A 16,447-nucleotide genomic window follows, 5' to 3' on the forward strand; every position below is an offset into this window, starting at 1 on the left:
CAACCGGTTCGGATCATGCGGCGTCCGAGCCGGACCTTAAAATCCACAGCGTCAGGGCCATCGACCTCTGTTCAACCGTGCTCTGCGCGGAAAGGGCTTTCAGATTGGTGCGGTTTCGCGCAGAAGAGCGCGCATGACTGCATTGATCATCATCGCTGTCGCCGGCCTATGGGCCGGCGTTCAGAACACGCTTGCCGGTGGAGGTTCGTTCGTAACTTTGCCGGCGCTTCTGTTCGCAGGAATGACGCCGCTGTCGGCGAACATCACCTCCACGGTTGCGCTGTTTCCGGGGCAGTTCGCCTCCGGCTATGCCGGGCGCGGCATGGTGCGCGGAGTCGGCAGCGTATCGTTTCGGGCGCTGGTGTTCACCAGCCTCGCCGGTGGGGCGGCCGGCGCACTGCTGCTGCTGATTACGCCGCCGACCTTGTTCGCCAAGATGATCCCGTGGCTGGTGCTGTTCGCCACCGCGATGTTCGCCTGGGGCAGCTTCGGCCGCAAACCGGCGGCACATGGCCGGCAGGTCGGTGCGCCGGTGCTGATCGGCCTTCAATTCCTGATCTCGATCTACGGCGGTTACTTCGGCGGCGGCATCGGCTTTCTGATGATGGCGGCGCTGTCGATCGCCGGCATGGCCGCGCGCAACGCCGGCGCGACCAAGAACGCGCTGGCAGCGGCGATGAACGCCTCGGCGGTGGCGATGTTCGCGTTCTCGCCCGAGGTGAAGTGGCTCGAAGCGCTGGTGCTCGCGGTGTCGTCGACCGCCGGCTATCTGTTCGGCGTCTGGGTGCTGCGCCGGATCAACGAAACCTGGCTGCGTGTCGGCATCGTCGCCCTCGGCATCGCGCTGACGATCGGGCTGTTCTGGCGGCAAATGTAACTGTGCGGATGCCGTTGCGGGCCCTATCGAGAGTTGGTTCGCATTGCGCCGAGGCGCCAATACACTATTGCCACGACGACGGGCAGGGCCAGCGCAATCCAGGACATCCAGTCCCACAGCCCGTCGCCGAGCAACGCTGTCGTCAGCCCGAGGGCGGTGACGGCGCCGATCGCGAGCGGCGCGGCGAAGATCTGCGCGGTGGTGTGCGAGGCTCTGCGGGGCGTGGTCATGCCGGCCTCGCATCAGATGGCGCCGCGGTGCGGCTGCGGACGCTGCCGCCAAGGCGCTGTTTGGCGATCCAGAGATAGAGCCCGGTGATCAGCACGACGATGCAGACGAGGTCGAGCAGCGCCCAGACGATCTTCAGCGGCAGGCCGCCATAGTCGCCGAAATGCAGCGGCCGCGACATCTGCAGCAGCGTCAAGTACCACGGCATCTGCGGCACCAGCACCGCCACGGTCTGGTCGACATCGACCAACGTCGGCGTGGCAATCAGCGCCGTCAAAGCCGAGTCGCCCTTCATCCACACCACCAGATGCCGCGGGCTGCCGAAATTCTCCGCGGTCGGCATGGTGATCGAGGTGAGCTGCCCGTCGGGCAGCGCGGCGCGGACCCGCGCCACCGCCTGATCGAGCGAGGAAGCCTGTGCCACCGGCTCACCGCGGTGCGCCGCCAGCAGCGGCGGCAGCACCTGGCCGCGCCAGTAATCGTACATCGGCATCGCCAGCGTGTTGATTGCCCCGGTGCCGCCGACCACGAACAGCCAGACCGTGGTGACGATGCCGAACAGATTGTGCAGATCGAGCCATTTCAGCCGCCGCGACCTCTGGCGGACGGTGCCGAAGTCCAGCCGCCGCATGAACGGCGCGTAGACCACGACGCCGGAGACGATCGACGCCACCAGCAACAGGCCCATCGCGCCGAGGAACAGTTCGCCGGGCAGGTCCAGCAACAGGTTCTTGTGCAGCAGCAGGATGATATCCATCACGCCGCGCTGCGGCCGCTCTTCGCCGAGCACCGCCTTGGTGTGGGCATCCATCACCAGGCGATAGAATTGCGCGCGCATCGGCTTCGGCGTCGGCGACATCGTGACCACGACCACGCCCGGCTGTTCGTCGCGCCAGGTGACGAACAGCACGTGATCGCCGGGGCGGGATGCCTGGGCCGCTCGCAGCACGTCGTCGACCGGGGCGGCGGGGGCCTGATGGATCAGATTCGGCGGGACGAAGCGCTCCTCGGTCAGTTCGGCGATCTCCTCGTGGAAGATCAGCGGCAGGCCGGTGATCGCCAGCAGCAGCATGAACAGCATGCTGATCAGCGAGGTCCAGGTGTGGACCTTGCTCCAGATTCGAAGTGCGCGCGTCCCTGTCACCAGCGATAGCTCGCGGTCGCGGTGATCACCCGCGGGGTGATGTACTGGCAGCCGCCGGTCACGGTGCACTGCGCATGGTCGTCGTTGCCTATATTCTTGACGTTCAGCGCCAGATTGATGCCCTTCGGCTGGCGATAATGCAGCCCGGCGTCGAACACCGTGTAGGCGTCGTTGGTCAGCGTGTTGACGATGTCCATGTAGGACTCGCCGACATAGCGGAAGCCGGCGCCGAAGCCCCAGCCGGCGAGCGGCCCGCTCTGCAGGGTGTAGTCGACGAACGCCGACGCCATGTGGCGAGGGATCAGCACCGGCACCTTGCCGACATCGCCGTTGTTGCTCTCGGTGTTCTTCAGGTTCTGCAGCGTATAGGTTGCCAGCAGGTTCAGTCCGGGCAGCGGCTTGGCAAGCAGTTCGAGTTCGAAACCGCGCGATTTCACCTGGCCGGTCTGGATGCTGTAGTTGAGGTGCAGCGGGTCGGCGGTCAGCACGTTGTCCTGGGTCAGGTCGAACACCGCCGCGGTGAACAGAAGATCGCGGTTCGGCTGGAATTTGACGCCGCCTTCGTACTGCTTGCCCTTGGTCGGTTTGAAGGCGTTGGAGCTGAAATCGATGCCGGCGGTCGGCAGGAACGATTCGGAATAGCTGACATAGGGCGCGATGCCGTTGTCGAACACGTAGGTGAGGCCGGCGCGCTTGGTGAAGGCGGTGTCGTCGTTCGGCTGCGGCACGCCGTTGAGGCGATTGATGGTGGTCTGCTGGGCGGCGTCGTAGCGGCCGCCGAGCGTCAGGATCCAGTTCTCCAGCTTGATCTGGTCCTGCAGATAGATGCCGGCCTGGTTCAGATTCTGCTTGTAGCTCTGCAGCAGCGTCGTCGGGATCGCGACCTGCTGGCCATAGACCGGGTTGATCCGGCTCAGCGACGGCGCGGTGCCGCCGAACTGGTCGCCGCTGAGTTCGAAGGCCTGATAATCGGTGCCGATCAGCACCGTGTGCTGCAGCGGGCCGGTCGAGGCCTTGGCGATGACGTGGTTGTCGATGTTGAAGGCGTCGCTGGTTTCCAGCACCTTGCGCGAGACCCGCGGGAACACGGTCTGGGTGTCGAGCGGAGTGCCGGCGAAGGTGAGGTAGCGATATTCCAGGTCGACATGGCCGTAGCGCGCGCGCGACCGCACGATCAGATCGTTGCTGAAGCGGTGCTCGAACTGGTAGCCGATCCGATACTGGGTCTGATCGAAGGTGCTGTACGACGGATCGCCGAGGAACAGCGGCAGCGCCTTGACGTCGACGATCTTGCCGCCGCGCACGACGCCGACCGACACCGGGAACGCGTTGCCGAACACGTCGTGCTGGAAGTCGCTGAGAATCGTCAGCGTGGTGTCGTTGGTCGGCCGCCAGGTCACCGCCGGTGCGATATAGGCACGGTCGTCCTTGATCTTGTCCGAGAATTTGGCGATCTGCGCGTCGGAATCCCGCAGCACGCCGGTCAGCCGATAGAGCAGGGTCTTGTCCTTGTCGATCGGGCCGCCGACGTCGAACGCGCCCTGCAGCCGGTCGGCGTTGCCGACCAAGCCGACCACCTCGCCGAACGCCCGATCGGTCGGACGCTTGCTGATCAGGTCGATCAGACCGCCGGGCGGGCTCTGGCCGTACATCACCGAGCTCGGTCCCTTGACGACGTCGATGCGCTGCACGCCGTAGGGTTCGTTGCGAAACACCGAGAAGTACGCCGAGCCGTTGGCGGTGTCGCGCAGGCCGTCGCGGAAATTGGAGAAGCCGTTGGTCTCGAAGCCGCGGATGCGGGCCTGATCGTAGCGCGGATCGGCGCCGCCGGTCTGCACCGCGACGCCGGCGGTGTATTGCAGCGCCTGGGCGACGGTGTCGATACCGCGCGCGTCGAGATTGTCGCGGCTGATCACGGACACCGATTGCGGTGTCTCGATCAGCTTGGTGTCGGTCTTGGTGCCGCTGGCGCTGACGCTCGGCACGAAGCCGGGCACCGGATCGGTGCCGCGTTCGAACACAGCACGTTGCACGGGCTGCACCGGCTGCGGCGCTTGCACGGCACGCTGCGCGGGGCGTCGCGCACGGCCTGCCGCGGAGCGGCTTCTGTCGCGCGCCGGCTGCGCCTGGCGCCGGCTGGCCTCCGGGGCGGCGACCTCGACCGCGGGCAGCTCGGTTGCTTGCGGTTTGGCGCTTTGCGCGACGGCAGCCGCCGGCATCGACACCAATGGTGCGATCAACGCGCTGGTCAGCAGCAGTGCATTGGCCACAGAATTGCGACCGGCATTCGCGCCGGCATTGACGAACTTCATCGCTCACCCCCAAGTCGAGGGAGGGGAGTAATCGAATGCCGCTGCGTGTATCAACGCTGTTGCAAAGCTATTGCGCGAAGCCAGTTTGGAATTGATCGAAGATCATCGAGTCAGAATGCGGCGGTGATCCTCACGGCAGATCATCGCTTTGATTCCATTGAACCGAGTGGTGGGCAGCGACAGCGACTCGCGGAGCGGTCGTCGTTTTGAATCGCTCCAATCAATTGCTGCCGGCCGGGGATATCGGCTCGACAACGTTCCAGAGGCCGCCCCGGGGTCGCGTCTTGTACCACGCAAACGAAACTGGCTTTTGCAGTGTCGTGGAATCCGGTTAGGCTGTCGATCGAAGCTGGACAGTATGGATCTGGCATGGGGCGGATCGCGACCGGACTTGCGCTGATGGTGCTGGGGGCGCTGTGGCATTCGCCGGCAGCAGCCGACAAGCGCGTTGCCCTGGTGATCGGCAATTCCGGCTACCAGCATGTCGCCCGGCTCGACAATCCCAAGCACGATGCGACGCTGATGGCGGACACCTTGCACGCGATCGGGTTCGATCTGGTCGGTGGCCGCGCCCAGCTCGATCTCGACAAGCCGGCGCTCGACAGCGCGATTCAGGCGTTCGGTCGGCAGAGCGAGGGCGCCGACGTCGCGCTGTTCTATTATGCGGGCCATGGCGTGCAGGTCGGTGGCGCCAATTATCTGGTGCCGATCGCCGCCAACCCGGTGCGGGAGGCCGATGTCGATTTTCAGATGGTCGATGTCAACGTCCTGCTGCGGCAGATGCAGGGGGCGGGGACGCGGCTGAAGATCGTGGTTCTGGATGCCTGCCGCAACAATCCGTTCGGCGCGCGCGGGCTGCGCGCCGGCGGAGGCGGGCTGGCGCAGATGCGTGCACCCGACGGCACGCTGATTTCCTATGCGACCCAGCCGGGCAGCGTCGCGCTCGATGGCGCGGACGGCCACAGCCCGTACACGCGAGCGCTGTCGGCGACGGTGCGGCGCGTCGGGCTCGATATCTTTCAGACTTTCAACCAAGTCGGCCTGGCGGTGATGCGGGCGACCGCCGGCGCGCAGCAGCCGTGGGTGTCGTCGTCGCCGATCGACGGCACGTTCTATTTCGTTGCGCCGCAGCCGGCCGGGACGGCCGCGACCGAGGAGGCGCGGCTGAGCGAGCCGCGGAGCGACCGCGACCGAACGCCGCTGACCGGTGCGGTCGAGCTGCGCGAATTGCGCGAGCGGCTGTACGAGCTGAATTTCGATCCCGACCAGCCCGACCCGGGCAACGGCCTGCGCCGCGCCATCAGTCAGTATCAGCAGAAGGCCGAACTTCCGCAGACCGGGGAGGCGACCGAAGGACTGCTCGAGCGGTTGCGCCAGACAGTCGATCTGCGGCCGTGGGGCTCGATCGTCTACGATCCCGACAAGGAGAAATGGGGCATCTCTTGGAACCATCGCAGCCGCAAGGCTGCGGTGACGGACGCACGCTCCAATTGTGGCTCGGCGCCGTGCGCCGTCGAGCTCAGCTTCTACGGCTCGCGCTGCGGCGCGTTTGCGGTCTCGCGTGACTCCTGGGCGCTGCTCGACCGCGAGAGCCTTCAGCTCGCCAAGGACGCGGCACTGAGCTCCTGCGCAAAGTCCGGCAAGGGATGCCGCATCATCGGCGCGGTCTGTGCCGACGGCTCCGGACGCTGAGGCGGCGAAGGGGCTACTGCTTGGACGCAGTCCAGGTGCCGACGCATCCATCCGAGCGCCGGAACGTGCCGGAGCCGCGGCGGCCGGAGAATTTTCCCGACGAGGTCCAGCTCACCCCGCCCGACGATCCGGAGCCGGTGGCCTGTCCGCTCGCGGCGACCCGGCCCGAGGTGTATTGCCCGACGATCCGTCCGCTGCTGATCAGCACTGCTTCGGACGCCGCACCGCAAGGCCGGCCGACGCTGGCGACCAGCCAGGCGCCGTCGAAATTGTCGCCACCGCCGCTGCTACGTCTTGTGCTGCGCCGCTCGCGGGGCTCGGACCGGCTGGCGCGGGACGGGCGCGCCGGGGCGGACTCGCGGATGACTTTGCGTGAGCCGGACAGTGTCTTGTCGGTGTTGCCGATGCTGCCGCCGGCGCTGCCGGATTGGGCGGCGGCGAGGTGCGGCGATGCGGCGAATGCCAGCGTGGCCGACAGCAGCGCGGCACGGATGATGGATCGGGTCGCGATTGTCGTCATCGAGCGGCCTTCCGGACTGATCATCATGATCGGATATCGGTCGATCGGGGACCAATCCGCAGCCTGCGCATCGAGAACCGAAGCGCAGAATGACGCATCCTCCCTCCGCCAGCTTTGCCGGTGCGCTGGTAGCAGTCAAGTCCAGCTTGTGTACGCGTTGCACCGCGACCTGACGACGCGCCACTTAGCAGCTGATTACTTTACAGCAGGACCGGGTGGTGCTAGCGTTCAACCATAGGTCGTATTTTGCTGCTTGATTGATAGTTGGATTGTCGGCGCGTCATGCGCCGCATCGGGAATTGAACTGACTGGTCGTCCAGCCGAATTGTGAGGGCAAGGGCATGACCGACTCTCCTGTAGGACGTATTCCGACTGAAATCGTCGCACCGAAGCTCGAGGACGGCATCGCGCTGTGCCTGTCCGGTGGCGGCTACCGTGCGATGGTGTTTCATGTCGGCGTGCTGTGGCGGCTGCACGAAGCCGGCATCCTGGGCGCCGTCAAGCGGATTTCCAGCGTATCGGGCGGCTCGATCACCGCCGGCCTGCTGGCGTTGAAATGGCCGGCATTGAGTTTCGCGCCAGGCAGCACCACGACCGAGTTCGTGCGCGAGGTGGTGGCGCCGCTGCGTGCCTTCGCCGGTGAAACCATCGATGCCGGATCGATCCTGTGGGGCATTGCGCTGCCGGGCGTATCGATCGGCGACGAGATCGCCAAGGCTTACGACAGAGGGCTGTTTCACGGCGCCACGCTGCAGGATCTGCCGGACGCGCCGCGCTTCGTCATCAACGCCACCAATGTGCAGTCGGGCGTGCTGTGGCGGTTCGCCAAGCCCTATATGCGCGACTATCGGGTCGGCGAAGTGCGGAATCCAACCGTGACGTTGGCGCAGGCGGTGACGGCGTCGTCGGCGTTTCCGCCGGTGCTGTCGCCGTTCCAGCTCCGGCTCGATCCCACCACGTTCACGCCGAATTCCGGCGACGATCTGCAACGCGAGCCGTTCACAAGCCGGGTGTTTCTGACCGATGGCGGGGTCTACGACAATCTCGGCCTGGAGACGGTGTGGAAGCGCTACACCACCGTCCTGGTCAGCGATGCCGGCGGCCAAGTCGCTGCCGAGGAAGAGCCGGCGACCGACTGGGCGCAGCATGCCTACCGCGTGCTCAATCTGGTCGACAATCAGGTCCGGTCGCTGCGCAAGCGGCAACTGATCGACTCGTTCAGATCGCATGTGCGGCGCGGCGCCTATTGGGGCATCCGCACCGACATCACCGACTATCAGCTCGTCGACGCGCTGCCGTGCCCGCACATCCGCACCATGCAGCTCGCCGAGATCGCCACCCGGCTGAAGCGGCTCGATGACGTCACCCAGGATCGGCTGATCAATTGGGGCTACGCGGTGTGCGACGCGGCGCTGCGGAAACACGTCGATGCCGGGTTGCCGGCGCCGAAACAGTTTCCTTATCCGCAATCGGGCGTGTGAGATCGGGGCGGTCGTGCCGGCTCAGCGCCCGGACGGATGCTGGTCGCCTCGTTTTCCGGGAGAGAAGCAATGGCGCGGAGCGACGTGTCCTCATGGCCGAGCGGCGATGACGGCCGGCCGATGCAGTTCTCGCTGCCCGGCGAGATCGTCGAGACCATCCTGCTCGGCCCCGCCGACGATCGCCGGGTCTTGCAGGATTCGCCGCTGCTCGGCGATGTCTGGGCCGCCTATGCGCTCGATCCCGGCGCGCGTCAGGACGTTCTGATCACCCCGCACTTCAAGGCGACGGCCGCCGACGTCGCCAGCATGATCAGGCTTGGACGGCCGATCTGGAACAGATCGCGCAACGAGATGGTCGATGCGCCACTGTCGCGCCGGCTCGAATCCGCCAAGATCGCCTATCTGCAGGGGCTGGTCGCAGCAGAGCTGTATTTCGACGAAGTGCTGTGCATCCTGGTGCCGCTGACGCTGTGGTGGCGGCAGCAGCAGGGCGCCGGCCGGATCAAACAGGTCGAGGAGCGCCGCGCGGCGCTGATCAAGCTGCTGCAGACGCCACCGGGCGCGACGCGCAAAGCAGGGATCAATGTCGAGCGCGACAACTACTCATCGCTCGAACGCTATATCGCGCTCGCCGGGTTGATCTTCTGGATTGGCAAGCGTCAGCGGCGTTCCGAAGATCAACTGCCGGGGCAGGCGACAGGCAGCGCCGCGACGCTGCTGAACTTGCCCGAACTCGACGAGGATCTGGCCTTCGCGCAGTATGCGCCGTTTGCCGCCGAGATCGTCGATGAGATCTTCAAGGCCTATCCCGAGGTCGAGGAGGATCTCGCCGAACTGGTGCGCAAGAGCTCCGAGATAGGCGAGCTCGCCGGTGACGCACTGGCCGAGGGGTACATCTTCCAGGTGTCGCTGAACCGCCGCGCCGACACCGCGCTCGATCGCTCGGTCCCTGCAGTGAAGGCGGACGCGGCACAGTCGCTGTTCCGGGTGATGTGCGACCGGATCGTCTGGGGTGTGATCGATTCCGGGATCGACGGCAGTCATCCAGCATTGCAAATGATCGATGAACAGGCGACGACCGATCCGAACAATCCAGTTCATACGAGCCGGGTAAAGAAGACCTTCGACTTCACCCGGATTCGCGAGATTGTCACCAGCGAGGTCGACGATGTCGGGCCGACCGAGGTCGATCGCATCGCGCGAACCACCGGTCTGTCGTTCGAGGCGACGCAGAAATATCTCAAGCAGGTCGCTGCCGACGCCGAGAACCGGCGTCCGATCAATTGGGGCGATGTCGAGAAGCTGATCACGCTGAAAAATCCGACACCGCCGACCAATCCGCACGGCACCCACGTTGCCGGCATTATCGGCGCCGACGGCGATCTCGTAGGCTCGGCCTATAACGGCATGTGCCCGGATATCCGGCTGTACGACTTCCGTGTGCTGGGGAAGACCGCGGCCGACACCGAATTCGCGGTGATCGCGGCGTTGCAGTACATCCGCTACATCAACGAGCGGCACAATTACATCACCGTGCACGGCGTCAATCTCAGCCTCTCGATTCCGCACAACGTCCGCAACTACGCCTGCGGCCGGACGCCGGTGTGCAACGAATGCGAACGGCTGGTGGAGAGCGGCGTGGTCGTGGTCGCCGCTGCGGGCAACCGGGGCTACCAGAAGTTTCAGACCGTAGACGGTCCGTTCGAGAACTACGCCGCCTTCAGCATCACCGACCCCGGCAACGGCGAGGGCGTCATCACCGTCGGCTCGACCCACGGCAACTGGCCGCAGACCTACGGCATCAGCTTTTTCTCCAGCCGCGGCCCGACCGGCGACGGCCGGCTGAAGCCCGATCTGGTGGCGCCGGGCGAGCGGGTCTACTCCACCGTGCTGAACCACGGATGGGCGCCGGAGTCCGGCACCAGCATGGCGGCGCCGCATGTCAGCGGCGCAGCCGCGATGCTGCTGGCGCGCTACGAGGAACTGATCGGCCAGCCGCGGCGGGTGAAGCAGATCCTCTGCGCCAGCGCCACCGATCTCGGCCGCGAACGCAGTTTCCAGGGGCACGGCATGCTGGACGTGCTGCGCGCATTCCAGTCGATCTGAAGGCACCGACGCGTAGGAGCAGGGTGATGTATTTCAGTCTGGATGTGCTGAGAGCAAGGCAAGGCGATTGCCTCATGCTGCATTACGGCACCGAGGACAGGCCGCGCGTGATGCTGATCGACGGCGGACCGGCGACGGTGTACGCGCAGTCGTTGGAGCCGCGGCTGCAGAAGCTGCGGGCTGCGCGCGAGCGCGCCGGACTGCTCGACACCGCCGATCCGCTGCCGGTCGACGTCGTGCTGGTCAGCCATATCGACGACGACCATATTCGCGGCATCCTCGATCTGACCCACGAGCAGCGCAGACGGGCGGCCGGTCTCCGGCTCGCCGTCACCAGCCTGTGGCACAACAGCTTCGACGACCTGCTGTCGACCAAGCCGGACGAACTGACGAGCGGCTTCGGCACCGCCTCGATTCTGGCCGGCGCCGACGCCAATCTGTTCGCGGGCGTCGAGGTCGGCGACAGCGAGGAGGAAGCCGCGGCGCAGGCCGTGCTCGCCAGCGTGCCGCAAGGGCGGACCTTGCGCGACGACGCTGCCGATCTCGGCTGGAAGCCGAACCACAAGTTCAAGGGCAAGCTGATCCTGACCGCGCCGGAGGTTGCGCCGGTCGATCTCAATGGCGTGTCCATCACCGTCGCGGGCCCGATGCAGAAAGAGCTGCAAGCCCTGCAGGACTTGCACGATCAATGGCTGCGTCGGCGCAAGAGCGAAGGCACCAGACCGACTGCGTCGGCGATGCTGGCTGCGTTCGTCGACAAATCAGTGCCAAACCTGTCGAGCATCGTGTTGCTGGCCGAATGCGGCGGCAAGACCATGCTGCTGACCGGCGACGCCCGCGGCGACAAGATCATCGAAGGGCTCGAGATGGGCGGCAAGCTGGCGGAGGGGGAGACGCTGCACGTCGACATTCTCAAAGTGCCGCACCACGGCAGCGACAACAATATGGAGACGTCGTTCTTTGAACGGGTCACCGCCGATCACTACGTGTTTTCCGGCAACGGCGACCACGGCAATCCAGAGCGCGCCACCTTGCAGATGCTGCTCGATGCGCGCGGTGTCGACGACGACTACACGATCCATCTGACCTATCCGGTCGAGGAGATCGATGCCGGGCGCGAGGCCGATTGGACCAAGCAGCAGGCAAAGGAGGCGAACCGGGCCAAGCCGCCGAAGGGCGGTGTGCGGCCGGACTGGTCGGCGGAGGAGCAGGGGTTGGTCGCGTTCTTCGCGGACAATCCGGAACTGGCCGCCAAGGTGAAGATCGTCGCCGACGGCAAGCCGCATCTGATCGACCTGCTCGACAAGGTCGTGGTCTGACCTGCGGCCAGCGCGGCCGGTTCGCATCGCCGCTGTGCAGGGCACGGTCGCATCCGTAAAACTACGATCGGGGCATTCCCGGACTCGGGATTTGCCCAGATAGAATACACGCGGCAAGTGTGTCACATACTGAACATCCGCGATGCGGTTCGTCGCGGTCCCCTTCCTTGGGGCGTTTCCTCCCTAGACTTGGGCCCGGGCGCCGATTGGCGACCGGGCCTCTTTCTTTGTCGTCGGATCGCCATTGGAATTCCGATCGGGGGCGGCTGCCGGATCTCGGGGCAGCAGCTCGAACTGATCGAGCATGCCGCTCAGCCGAGGCAGCGGCGGAATTCCGGCAAGGCGCGATGTGTCACCGCCCAGGCGGCGTTATCGACTGCAGCTCCCTGCGACGACAGCTTGGCGATCACCAGCCGGCTCTCCGGATCGACGAACAGGTTCTGGCCGTGGATTCCCATCGCGAACATCGCTTTCGGTTCGTCGTGGATCACGTACCAACCGCCGCGGTAGCTGAAATTCCGGTACGGAAACAATCTCTGCCATTCTCCCTGCCGCCAGGCATCCCGGTCGCCGCCACGCCACAGATCGTCGATCCATGACGACGGGACGATCGACCGCCCGTCGCGTAGGCCGTCGTCGAGAACCATCTGTCCGATCCGGGCAAAATCGCGGGCCACCATGCTAAAGCCGCCGGTGGTGCGTGCCTGGTCCTGCCGGTCGGTGGTGATCGAGGCCGGCTGCTCGGCCCCGAGTGGGCGCCACAACAGATCGGAAACCAGCTTGGCGAAACGGGTGCCGGTTGCGCGTTCGATCGCCCAGCCGAGCAGATCGGTGTTGGCTGAGACGTAGCGAAACGGCCCGCCATGCGGCTGCGGCTTGATCGCCAGGTTGCTGTAGAACGACTTGAGGTCGGTCGGCGGTCGATCCGGCGGCACCGGATCCCAGCCGGCGGCGGCCGCATAGGCGCGCTGCGCGTCGAGGTCGATCAGAATGCCGGTCCGCATGTCGAGCATCTGGCGCAGCGTCGCGCCCTGATACGCAGTGCCCGCCACTTCCGGGATCAGCGTCGTCACCTCGGCGTCGAGCTGCAGGTGGCCGCGCTCGCCGAGGATGCCGGCGATCAACCCGGTGATCGATTTCGACGCCGACATGATGATGTGCGGTGTCGTCGCGGTGGTGCCGTTGGCGTAAGCCTCAAAGGCGATCGTGCTGTCCTTGAGCACGACCAGCGCGTCGGTGTCGGTCGCTGTCAGGAAGCCATCGAGGTCGAGCATTTCTCCGCCCTGGGCGCGGACGCGAAACCCCGTGAGTTCGCGCGGTGCAGCAGGCAGGGGCCAGATATCGTCCGGCGCGTTGGGGATCGTCTCGGTCGGGATCAGGGCATCAATGTTGCGGAACGACCAGCGGCTGAACGGCAGCTCGCGCCGGTTGGCGAGCGTGGCGCCGGATGCGTCCTCCGGCGCGGCGAGATCGGAAGGGGACATATGAACTCCAGGTGGGGACCCGGGGTATGTAGGCGCTCGCACGCCGATGGTCCATGTTGGCGGCCCGTCCGGAACTGACGGCGGAGCAGATCAAAGAGCTTCGTTCATTCGCCGAAGTGTTTCCCGATCTTGCCGCTTCGATCCGCCGCGGGCGCGGACCGAACAAGGCGCCGACCAAGCGACTGGTGTCACTACGGCTGTCGCCGGAGGTGATCGACACCTACAAGGCCGGAGGTCCAGGTTGGCAGTCGCGGATCGACGCCGATCTGCGTCGCATCAACAAGATCAAGTGAACCCGACGTTTCGTCTCCGAGAGAAGCTCTCGGAGACTGCAGTTCGACTCTGTTGTTGCGCTGTCGATCGACCTTACAGCCCCTGAAATTTGAACGGCTCCGCCGGCTTGAAGCGATCGTGCACTTCGCCGGAGAAAATGTTGCGCTGGCCGGGGCCGAGGTCGAGCTTCTTCACCACGCCCTTGTCGGCGGAGAAATCGAGCTTGGTCAGATCGACCCAGAACACGTTCGGCGTCAGCGCGGATTCGAAGAAGTACAGTTTGCGCTTGTGGTCGGCGACGCTGCGCCAGCGGGTCGAGGAGATGTTCGGCTGATCGGGCGTCGAGATCCCGAACGGCACCGACACATTGCGGATTACGCTGAATGCGGCGGCGATCGATTCCACCGGGTCGGGTGTCTTCGGAATCGCGCCGACATAGAACGCAGCCCGCGCGAAGCGGTCGGCGGCGCGATTGGTGCCGGGCAGCATCACCGTGCCGCCGATCTGCTGCCAGTACGAGTTCAGCGCGAGCTGCTGCTCGAAGGTCGGCGAATTGGTCATCACTTGGTATTGCCGGCCGTGATGAATCACCTGCTTGCCGTCGATGTATTCGATGATGGCGCTGTCACCGGAGGCATCCGACAGCGCCAGGTGCACCGTGGCGATGCGCTGCTCACCGGGCATCTTGTCGGTGACGACCGTGAACGGTTCCTTCGCCAGCGCCTCGACTGCTTCGGCGACGGTGGCGAAATTGTCGAGCGCATATTGCGGCCACAGCGACAGCGCCAGCCCCGGCTTGGAGCCGTCGAACGGCGGATATTGCGATTCCGCCAGCCACAGCACGTTGGCGACCAGCCCCGCCTCGTTGATGCCGTCCGAAGTCGCGACATCATAGGCCGACGCGATGACGCTGCCGTAGCGCGCGGTCCACTGTGCCGAATTGGAGCCGGCCTCGCCGGAGCGCTTGATGCCGCGCGGGAAGATCCAGAGATTGGTGCCGATATCGCGGGCCCAATCCATCGATCGCGCCGTGATCACCTGATTGTCGGCGCCGAGATAGACCAGGCGCGTGCAGGCGTCGGCGACCGGCGGCCATAACAATCCAGCGATGGCAGCTGCGCCTGCGCAGGTGGCGAGGAGACGTCGCTTGAACCCGATCATGGCTGACCTCCGTTCCCCACACGAAGCGTGGGCGTATTTTGCCATGCGGAACATTCCGCCGGCTGCTGATCATATCCCGAGTCCATGGACCGGCAGCGGTACGCGGTGCACCCATGCGCTGACGTTGCTGTCGTTCCAGCAGGGGATGCGTTAGTAGGATGCACTGGCGAATGTCCCCCGCATCGTTTCAGCCCGACGAGATTCCGCGCCCGCATGAGCATGTCCGAACGCCAGAGCCGTCAACCTGTGGGCGCGCCCCACCATCTGCTGTCCGACGAAGCCGCCGCCGAACTCTCCAGCATTCCGACCGAAGTGATCAATCTCGGCGACGCGCCGCCGCTGGCGCCGGCCGGTGCGCTGACCCAGGGCGAAGTTCGCGCGATCTTGATGAGCTTGCTGCTGGCGATGTTCCTCGCCGCGCTCGATCAGACCATCGTCGCGACCGCGCTGCCGACGATCGGACGGCAGTTCGGCGACGTCGAAAACCTGTCCTGGGTGATCACCGCGTATCTGCTGTCGTCGACTGCAGTCGCTCCGGTGTTCGGCAGCCTGGCCGACATCTATGGGCGACGGGTGATGATCATCGTCTCGCTCAGCCTGTTCGTCGCCGGCTCGGTGATGTGCGCGCTGGCGCCGAGCCTGCTGGTCCTGATCCTCGGCCGCGCGCTGCAGGGGCTGGGCGGCGGCGGCATCATGCCGATCGTGCAGACGGTGATCTCCGATGTCGTCACGCCCCGCGAACGGGGGCAGTATCAGGCTTATTTCTCCGGAGTCTGGGTGTCTGCGGGGATCGGCGGACCGATCCTCGGCGGTTTCTTCGCCGAGCATCTGCACTGGTCGATGATCTTCTGGATAAACCTGCCGCTCGCAATCGGCGCGCTGACGCTGCTGCTGCCGAAGATGGCGAAGATCCCGGTGTATCACCGCCGCCGCAGAGTGGATTGGCTCGGCGGCGTGCTGCTGATGTCTGCGGCAATGGCGGTGATGCTGGTGCTGACCTGGGGGGGCAATCGCTTTGCCTGGCTGTCGCCGACAATCCTGGCGCTGTCAGGCGCGGCGGTGCTGCTGGCGGTGAGCTTCGTCTGGCACGCGCTGCGGGCGCGCGAGCCGTTTCTGCCGCTGTCATTGATGAGCGGGACGGTGGTGCCGTGGGCGATGGCCGGCGGCGCCTTCACCATGGGGGCGATGATCGCGCTCACCGTGCACATGCCGTTGTATTACGAGGCGGTGTACCACCTGACCGCGAGCCAATCCGGCCTGGCGCTGATCCCGATCGCGGCGATCTCGGTGTTCGGGGCGGCCTTCACCGGCCGAGCGATGGTACATGTCGAGCGCTACAAGCGGATCGCGATCCTCGGCACCGGCTTCGCGGCGCTGATGGCTTTGGCGATTGCGCTGCTGACGCCGTTACCGCTGTGGCTGTTCCTGACGCTGCTGTCGCTGTGTTCGCTCGGCCTCGGCACAGTATTTCCAGTCAGCGTGGTGTCGATCCAGAACGCGGTGCCGCGGCCGCAGATCGGCACCGCGACTGGAGCTATGAACTTCTTCCGGGCGCTGATGGCCTCGTTTACGGTGGCGGCGTTCACTGCGATCCTGCTGATCGCGCTCGGCGGCGATGTCCAGCTCGGCGGCGGCGAACAGCGCCACGTCGTCGGCAGTGTGGCCGCCGGCGAGATGGTCGCGGGGTTCCGTTGGGTGTTCGGTGCGGCCGCGCTGATGCTGGCAGCCTCGGCGCTGTGCATCGTCGTGATGGAAGAGCGCAAGCTGGCCGGCCCTGAACCCACGCTCGCGCTTCCGGATTAGAGAGCCCAGGGCCGGCGGAATTGCCGATACCTGGCGATCGAAATTCG

The 16,447-nt window shown here is 65.6% G+C and carries 13 protein-coding genes; 7 read left to right on the plus strand and 6 right to left on the minus strand.

Annotation, left to right across the window (positions count from 1 at the left end):
- Positions 1 to 133: 133 nt before the first annotated feature.
- Positions 134 to 877: a sulfite exporter TauE/SafE family protein gene (locus DWA33_RS07155; protein WP_114357406.1), complete on the plus strand. Its 744-nt coding sequence runs from the start codon at positions 134 to 136 to the stop codon at positions 875 to 877.
- 23 nt (positions 878 to 900) lie between these two features.
- Here DWA33_RS07155 and DWA33_RS07160 read toward each other — a convergent pair whose 3' ends face one another.
- Genes DWA33_RS07160 through DWA33_RS07170 form a run of 3 tightly spaced genes read right to left on the minus strand, consistent with a single transcriptional unit; the run spans position 901 to position 4,561 of the window.
- Positions 901 to 1,107, minus strand: a complete 207-nt coding sequence (locus DWA33_RS07160; RefSeq protein ID WP_114357407.1) for a hypothetical protein — start codon at positions 1,105 to 1,107, stop codon at positions 901 to 903.
- Complete coding sequence (locus tag DWA33_RS07165; protein WP_114357408.1) at positions 1,104 to 2,249, minus strand: PepSY-associated TM helix domain-containing protein; 1,146 nt, start codon at positions 2,247 to 2,249, stop codon at positions 1,104 to 1,106. Before DWA33_RS07165 ends, DWA33_RS07160 begins: the two co-directional genes overlap by 4 nt.
- A complete protein-coding gene (locus DWA33_RS07170; protein WP_114357409.1) occupies positions 2,246 to 4,561 on the minus strand; it encodes a TonB-dependent siderophore receptor in 2,316 nt (771 codons plus the stop codon). Before DWA33_RS07170 ends, DWA33_RS07165 begins: the two co-directional genes overlap by 4 nt.
- Positions 4,562 to 4,930: 369 nt before the next feature.
- Between DWA33_RS07170 and DWA33_RS07175 the strand changes: the two genes are divergently transcribed.
- Complete coding sequence (locus tag DWA33_RS07175) at positions 4,931 to 6,253, plus strand: caspase family protein (protein WP_114357410.1); 1,323 nt, start codon at positions 4,931 to 4,933, stop codon at positions 6,251 to 6,253.
- Between the two features lie 13 nt (positions 6,254 to 6,266).
- On the opposite strand, the gene DWA33_RS07180 is transcribed toward DWA33_RS07175, so the two are convergent.
- Entirely contained in the window at positions 6,267 to 6,800 is a 534-nt protein-coding gene (locus DWA33_RS07180) for a hypothetical protein (protein ID WP_244601214.1), read from the minus strand.
- A gap of 314 nt (positions 6,801 to 7,114) precedes the next feature.
- On the opposite strand from DWA33_RS07180, the gene DWA33_RS07185 reads away from it, so the two are divergent.
- The 3 genes from DWA33_RS07185 to DWA33_RS07195 all read left to right on the plus strand — a co-directional run bounded on the left by DWA33_RS07185 (position 7,115) and on the right by DWA33_RS07195 (position 11,679).
- Positions 7,115 to 8,254 (plus strand): patatin-like phospholipase family protein, encoded by a 1,140-nt coding sequence (locus DWA33_RS07185; protein ID WP_114357411.1) that lies wholly within the window; start codon positions 7,115 to 7,117, stop codon positions 8,252 to 8,254.
- Between the two features lie 69 nt (positions 8,255 to 8,323).
- The gene (locus tag DWA33_RS07190) at positions 8,324 to 10,360 is read left to right on the plus strand and encodes a S8 family peptidase (protein ID WP_114357412.1); all 2,037 of its coding nucleotides are present in this window, start codon (positions 8,324 to 8,326) and stop codon (positions 10,358 to 10,360) included.
- A gap of 26 nt (positions 10,361 to 10,386) precedes the next feature.
- On the plus strand, positions 10,387 to 11,679 hold the full coding sequence (locus DWA33_RS07195; protein ID WP_114357413.1) for a ComEC/Rec2 family competence protein: 1,293 nt from the start codon (positions 10,387 to 10,389) through the stop codon (positions 11,677 to 11,679).
- A 311-nt stretch (positions 11,680 to 11,990) separates the two neighbouring features.
- Here the strand turns inward: DWA33_RS07195 and DWA33_RS07200 are convergent, their stop codons facing one another.
- A complete protein-coding gene (locus DWA33_RS07200; RefSeq protein WP_114357414.1) occupies positions 11,991 to 13,163 on the minus strand; it encodes a serine hydrolase domain-containing protein in 1,173 nt (390 codons plus the stop codon).
- A 53-nt stretch (positions 13,164 to 13,216) separates the two neighbouring features.
- Between DWA33_RS07200 and DWA33_RS07205 the strand changes: the two genes are divergently transcribed.
- Complete coding sequence (locus DWA33_RS07205) at positions 13,217 to 13,456, plus strand: BrnA antitoxin family protein (protein ID WP_114357415.1); 240 nt, start codon at positions 13,217 to 13,219, stop codon at positions 13,454 to 13,456.
- 73 nt (positions 13,457 to 13,529) lie between these two features.
- Here the strand turns inward: DWA33_RS07205 and DWA33_RS07210 are convergent, their stop codons facing one another.
- On the minus strand, positions 13,530 to 14,597 hold the full coding sequence (locus DWA33_RS07210) for a linear amide C-N hydrolase (protein ID WP_114357416.1): 1,068 nt from the start codon (positions 14,595 to 14,597) through the stop codon (positions 13,530 to 13,532).
- Between the two features lie 213 nt (positions 14,598 to 14,810).
- Here DWA33_RS07210 and DWA33_RS07215 point away from each other — a divergent pair, with 213 nt between their 5' ends.
- Positions 14,811 to 16,400, plus strand: coding sequence for an MDR family MFS transporter (locus tag DWA33_RS07215; protein WP_114357417.1), 1,590 nt, complete (start codon positions 14,811 to 14,813; stop codon positions 16,398 to 16,400).
- The last annotated feature ends 47 nt before the right edge of the window (positions 16,401 to 16,447 follow it).

This window comes from Rhodopseudomonas pentothenatexigens, from assembly GCF_900218015.1.
GTDB lineage: Bacteria > Pseudomonadota > Alphaproteobacteria > Rhizobiales > Xanthobacteraceae > Rhodopseudomonas > Rhodopseudomonas pentothenatexigens.

Excerpts from the sequence above, each read along its gene's own strand:
- DWA33_RS07155 (WP_114357406.1), top strand. The coding sequence starts at position 134 with ATGACTGCATTGATCATCATCGCTGTCGCCGGCCTATGGGCCGGCGTT.
- DWA33_RS07160 (WP_114357407.1), bottom strand. The coding sequence starts at position 1,107 with ATGACCACGCCCCGCAGAGCCTCGCACACCACCGCGCAGATCTTCGCC.
- DWA33_RS07170 (WP_114357409.1), bottom strand. The coding sequence starts at position 4,561 with ATGAAGTTCGTCAATGCCGGCGCGAATGCCGGTCGCAATTCTGTGGCC.
- DWA33_RS07175 (WP_114357410.1), top strand. The coding sequence starts at position 4,931 with ATGGGGCGGATCGCGACCGGACTTGCGCTGATGGTGCTGGGGGCGCTG.
- DWA33_RS07180 (WP_244601214.1), bottom strand. The coding sequence starts at position 6,800 with ATGATGATCAGTCCGGAAGGCCGCTCGATGACGACAATCGCGACCCGA.
- DWA33_RS07185 (WP_114357411.1), top strand. The coding sequence starts at position 7,115 with ATGACCGACTCTCCTGTAGGACGTATTCCGACTGAAATCGTCGCACCG.
- DWA33_RS07190 (WP_114357412.1), top strand. The coding sequence starts at position 8,324 with ATGGCGCGGAGCGACGTGTCCTCATGGCCGAGCGGCGATGACGGCCGG.
- DWA33_RS07195 (WP_114357413.1), top strand. The coding sequence starts at position 10,387 with ATGTATTTCAGTCTGGATGTGCTGAGAGCAAGGCAAGGCGATTGCCTC.
- DWA33_RS07200 (WP_114357414.1), bottom strand. The coding sequence starts at position 13,163 with ATGTCCCCTTCCGATCTCGCCGCGCCGGAGGACGCATCCGGCGCCACG.
- DWA33_RS07205 (WP_114357415.1), top strand. The coding sequence starts at position 13,217 with ATGTTGGCGGCCCGTCCGGAACTGACGGCGGAGCAGATCAAAGAGCTT.
- DWA33_RS07210 (WP_114357416.1), bottom strand. The coding sequence starts at position 14,597 with ATGATCGGGTTCAAGCGACGTCTCCTCGCCACCTGCGCAGGCGCAGCT.
- DWA33_RS07215 (WP_114357417.1), top strand. The coding sequence starts at position 14,811 with ATGAGCATGTCCGAACGCCAGAGCCGTCAACCTGTGGGCGCGCCCCAC.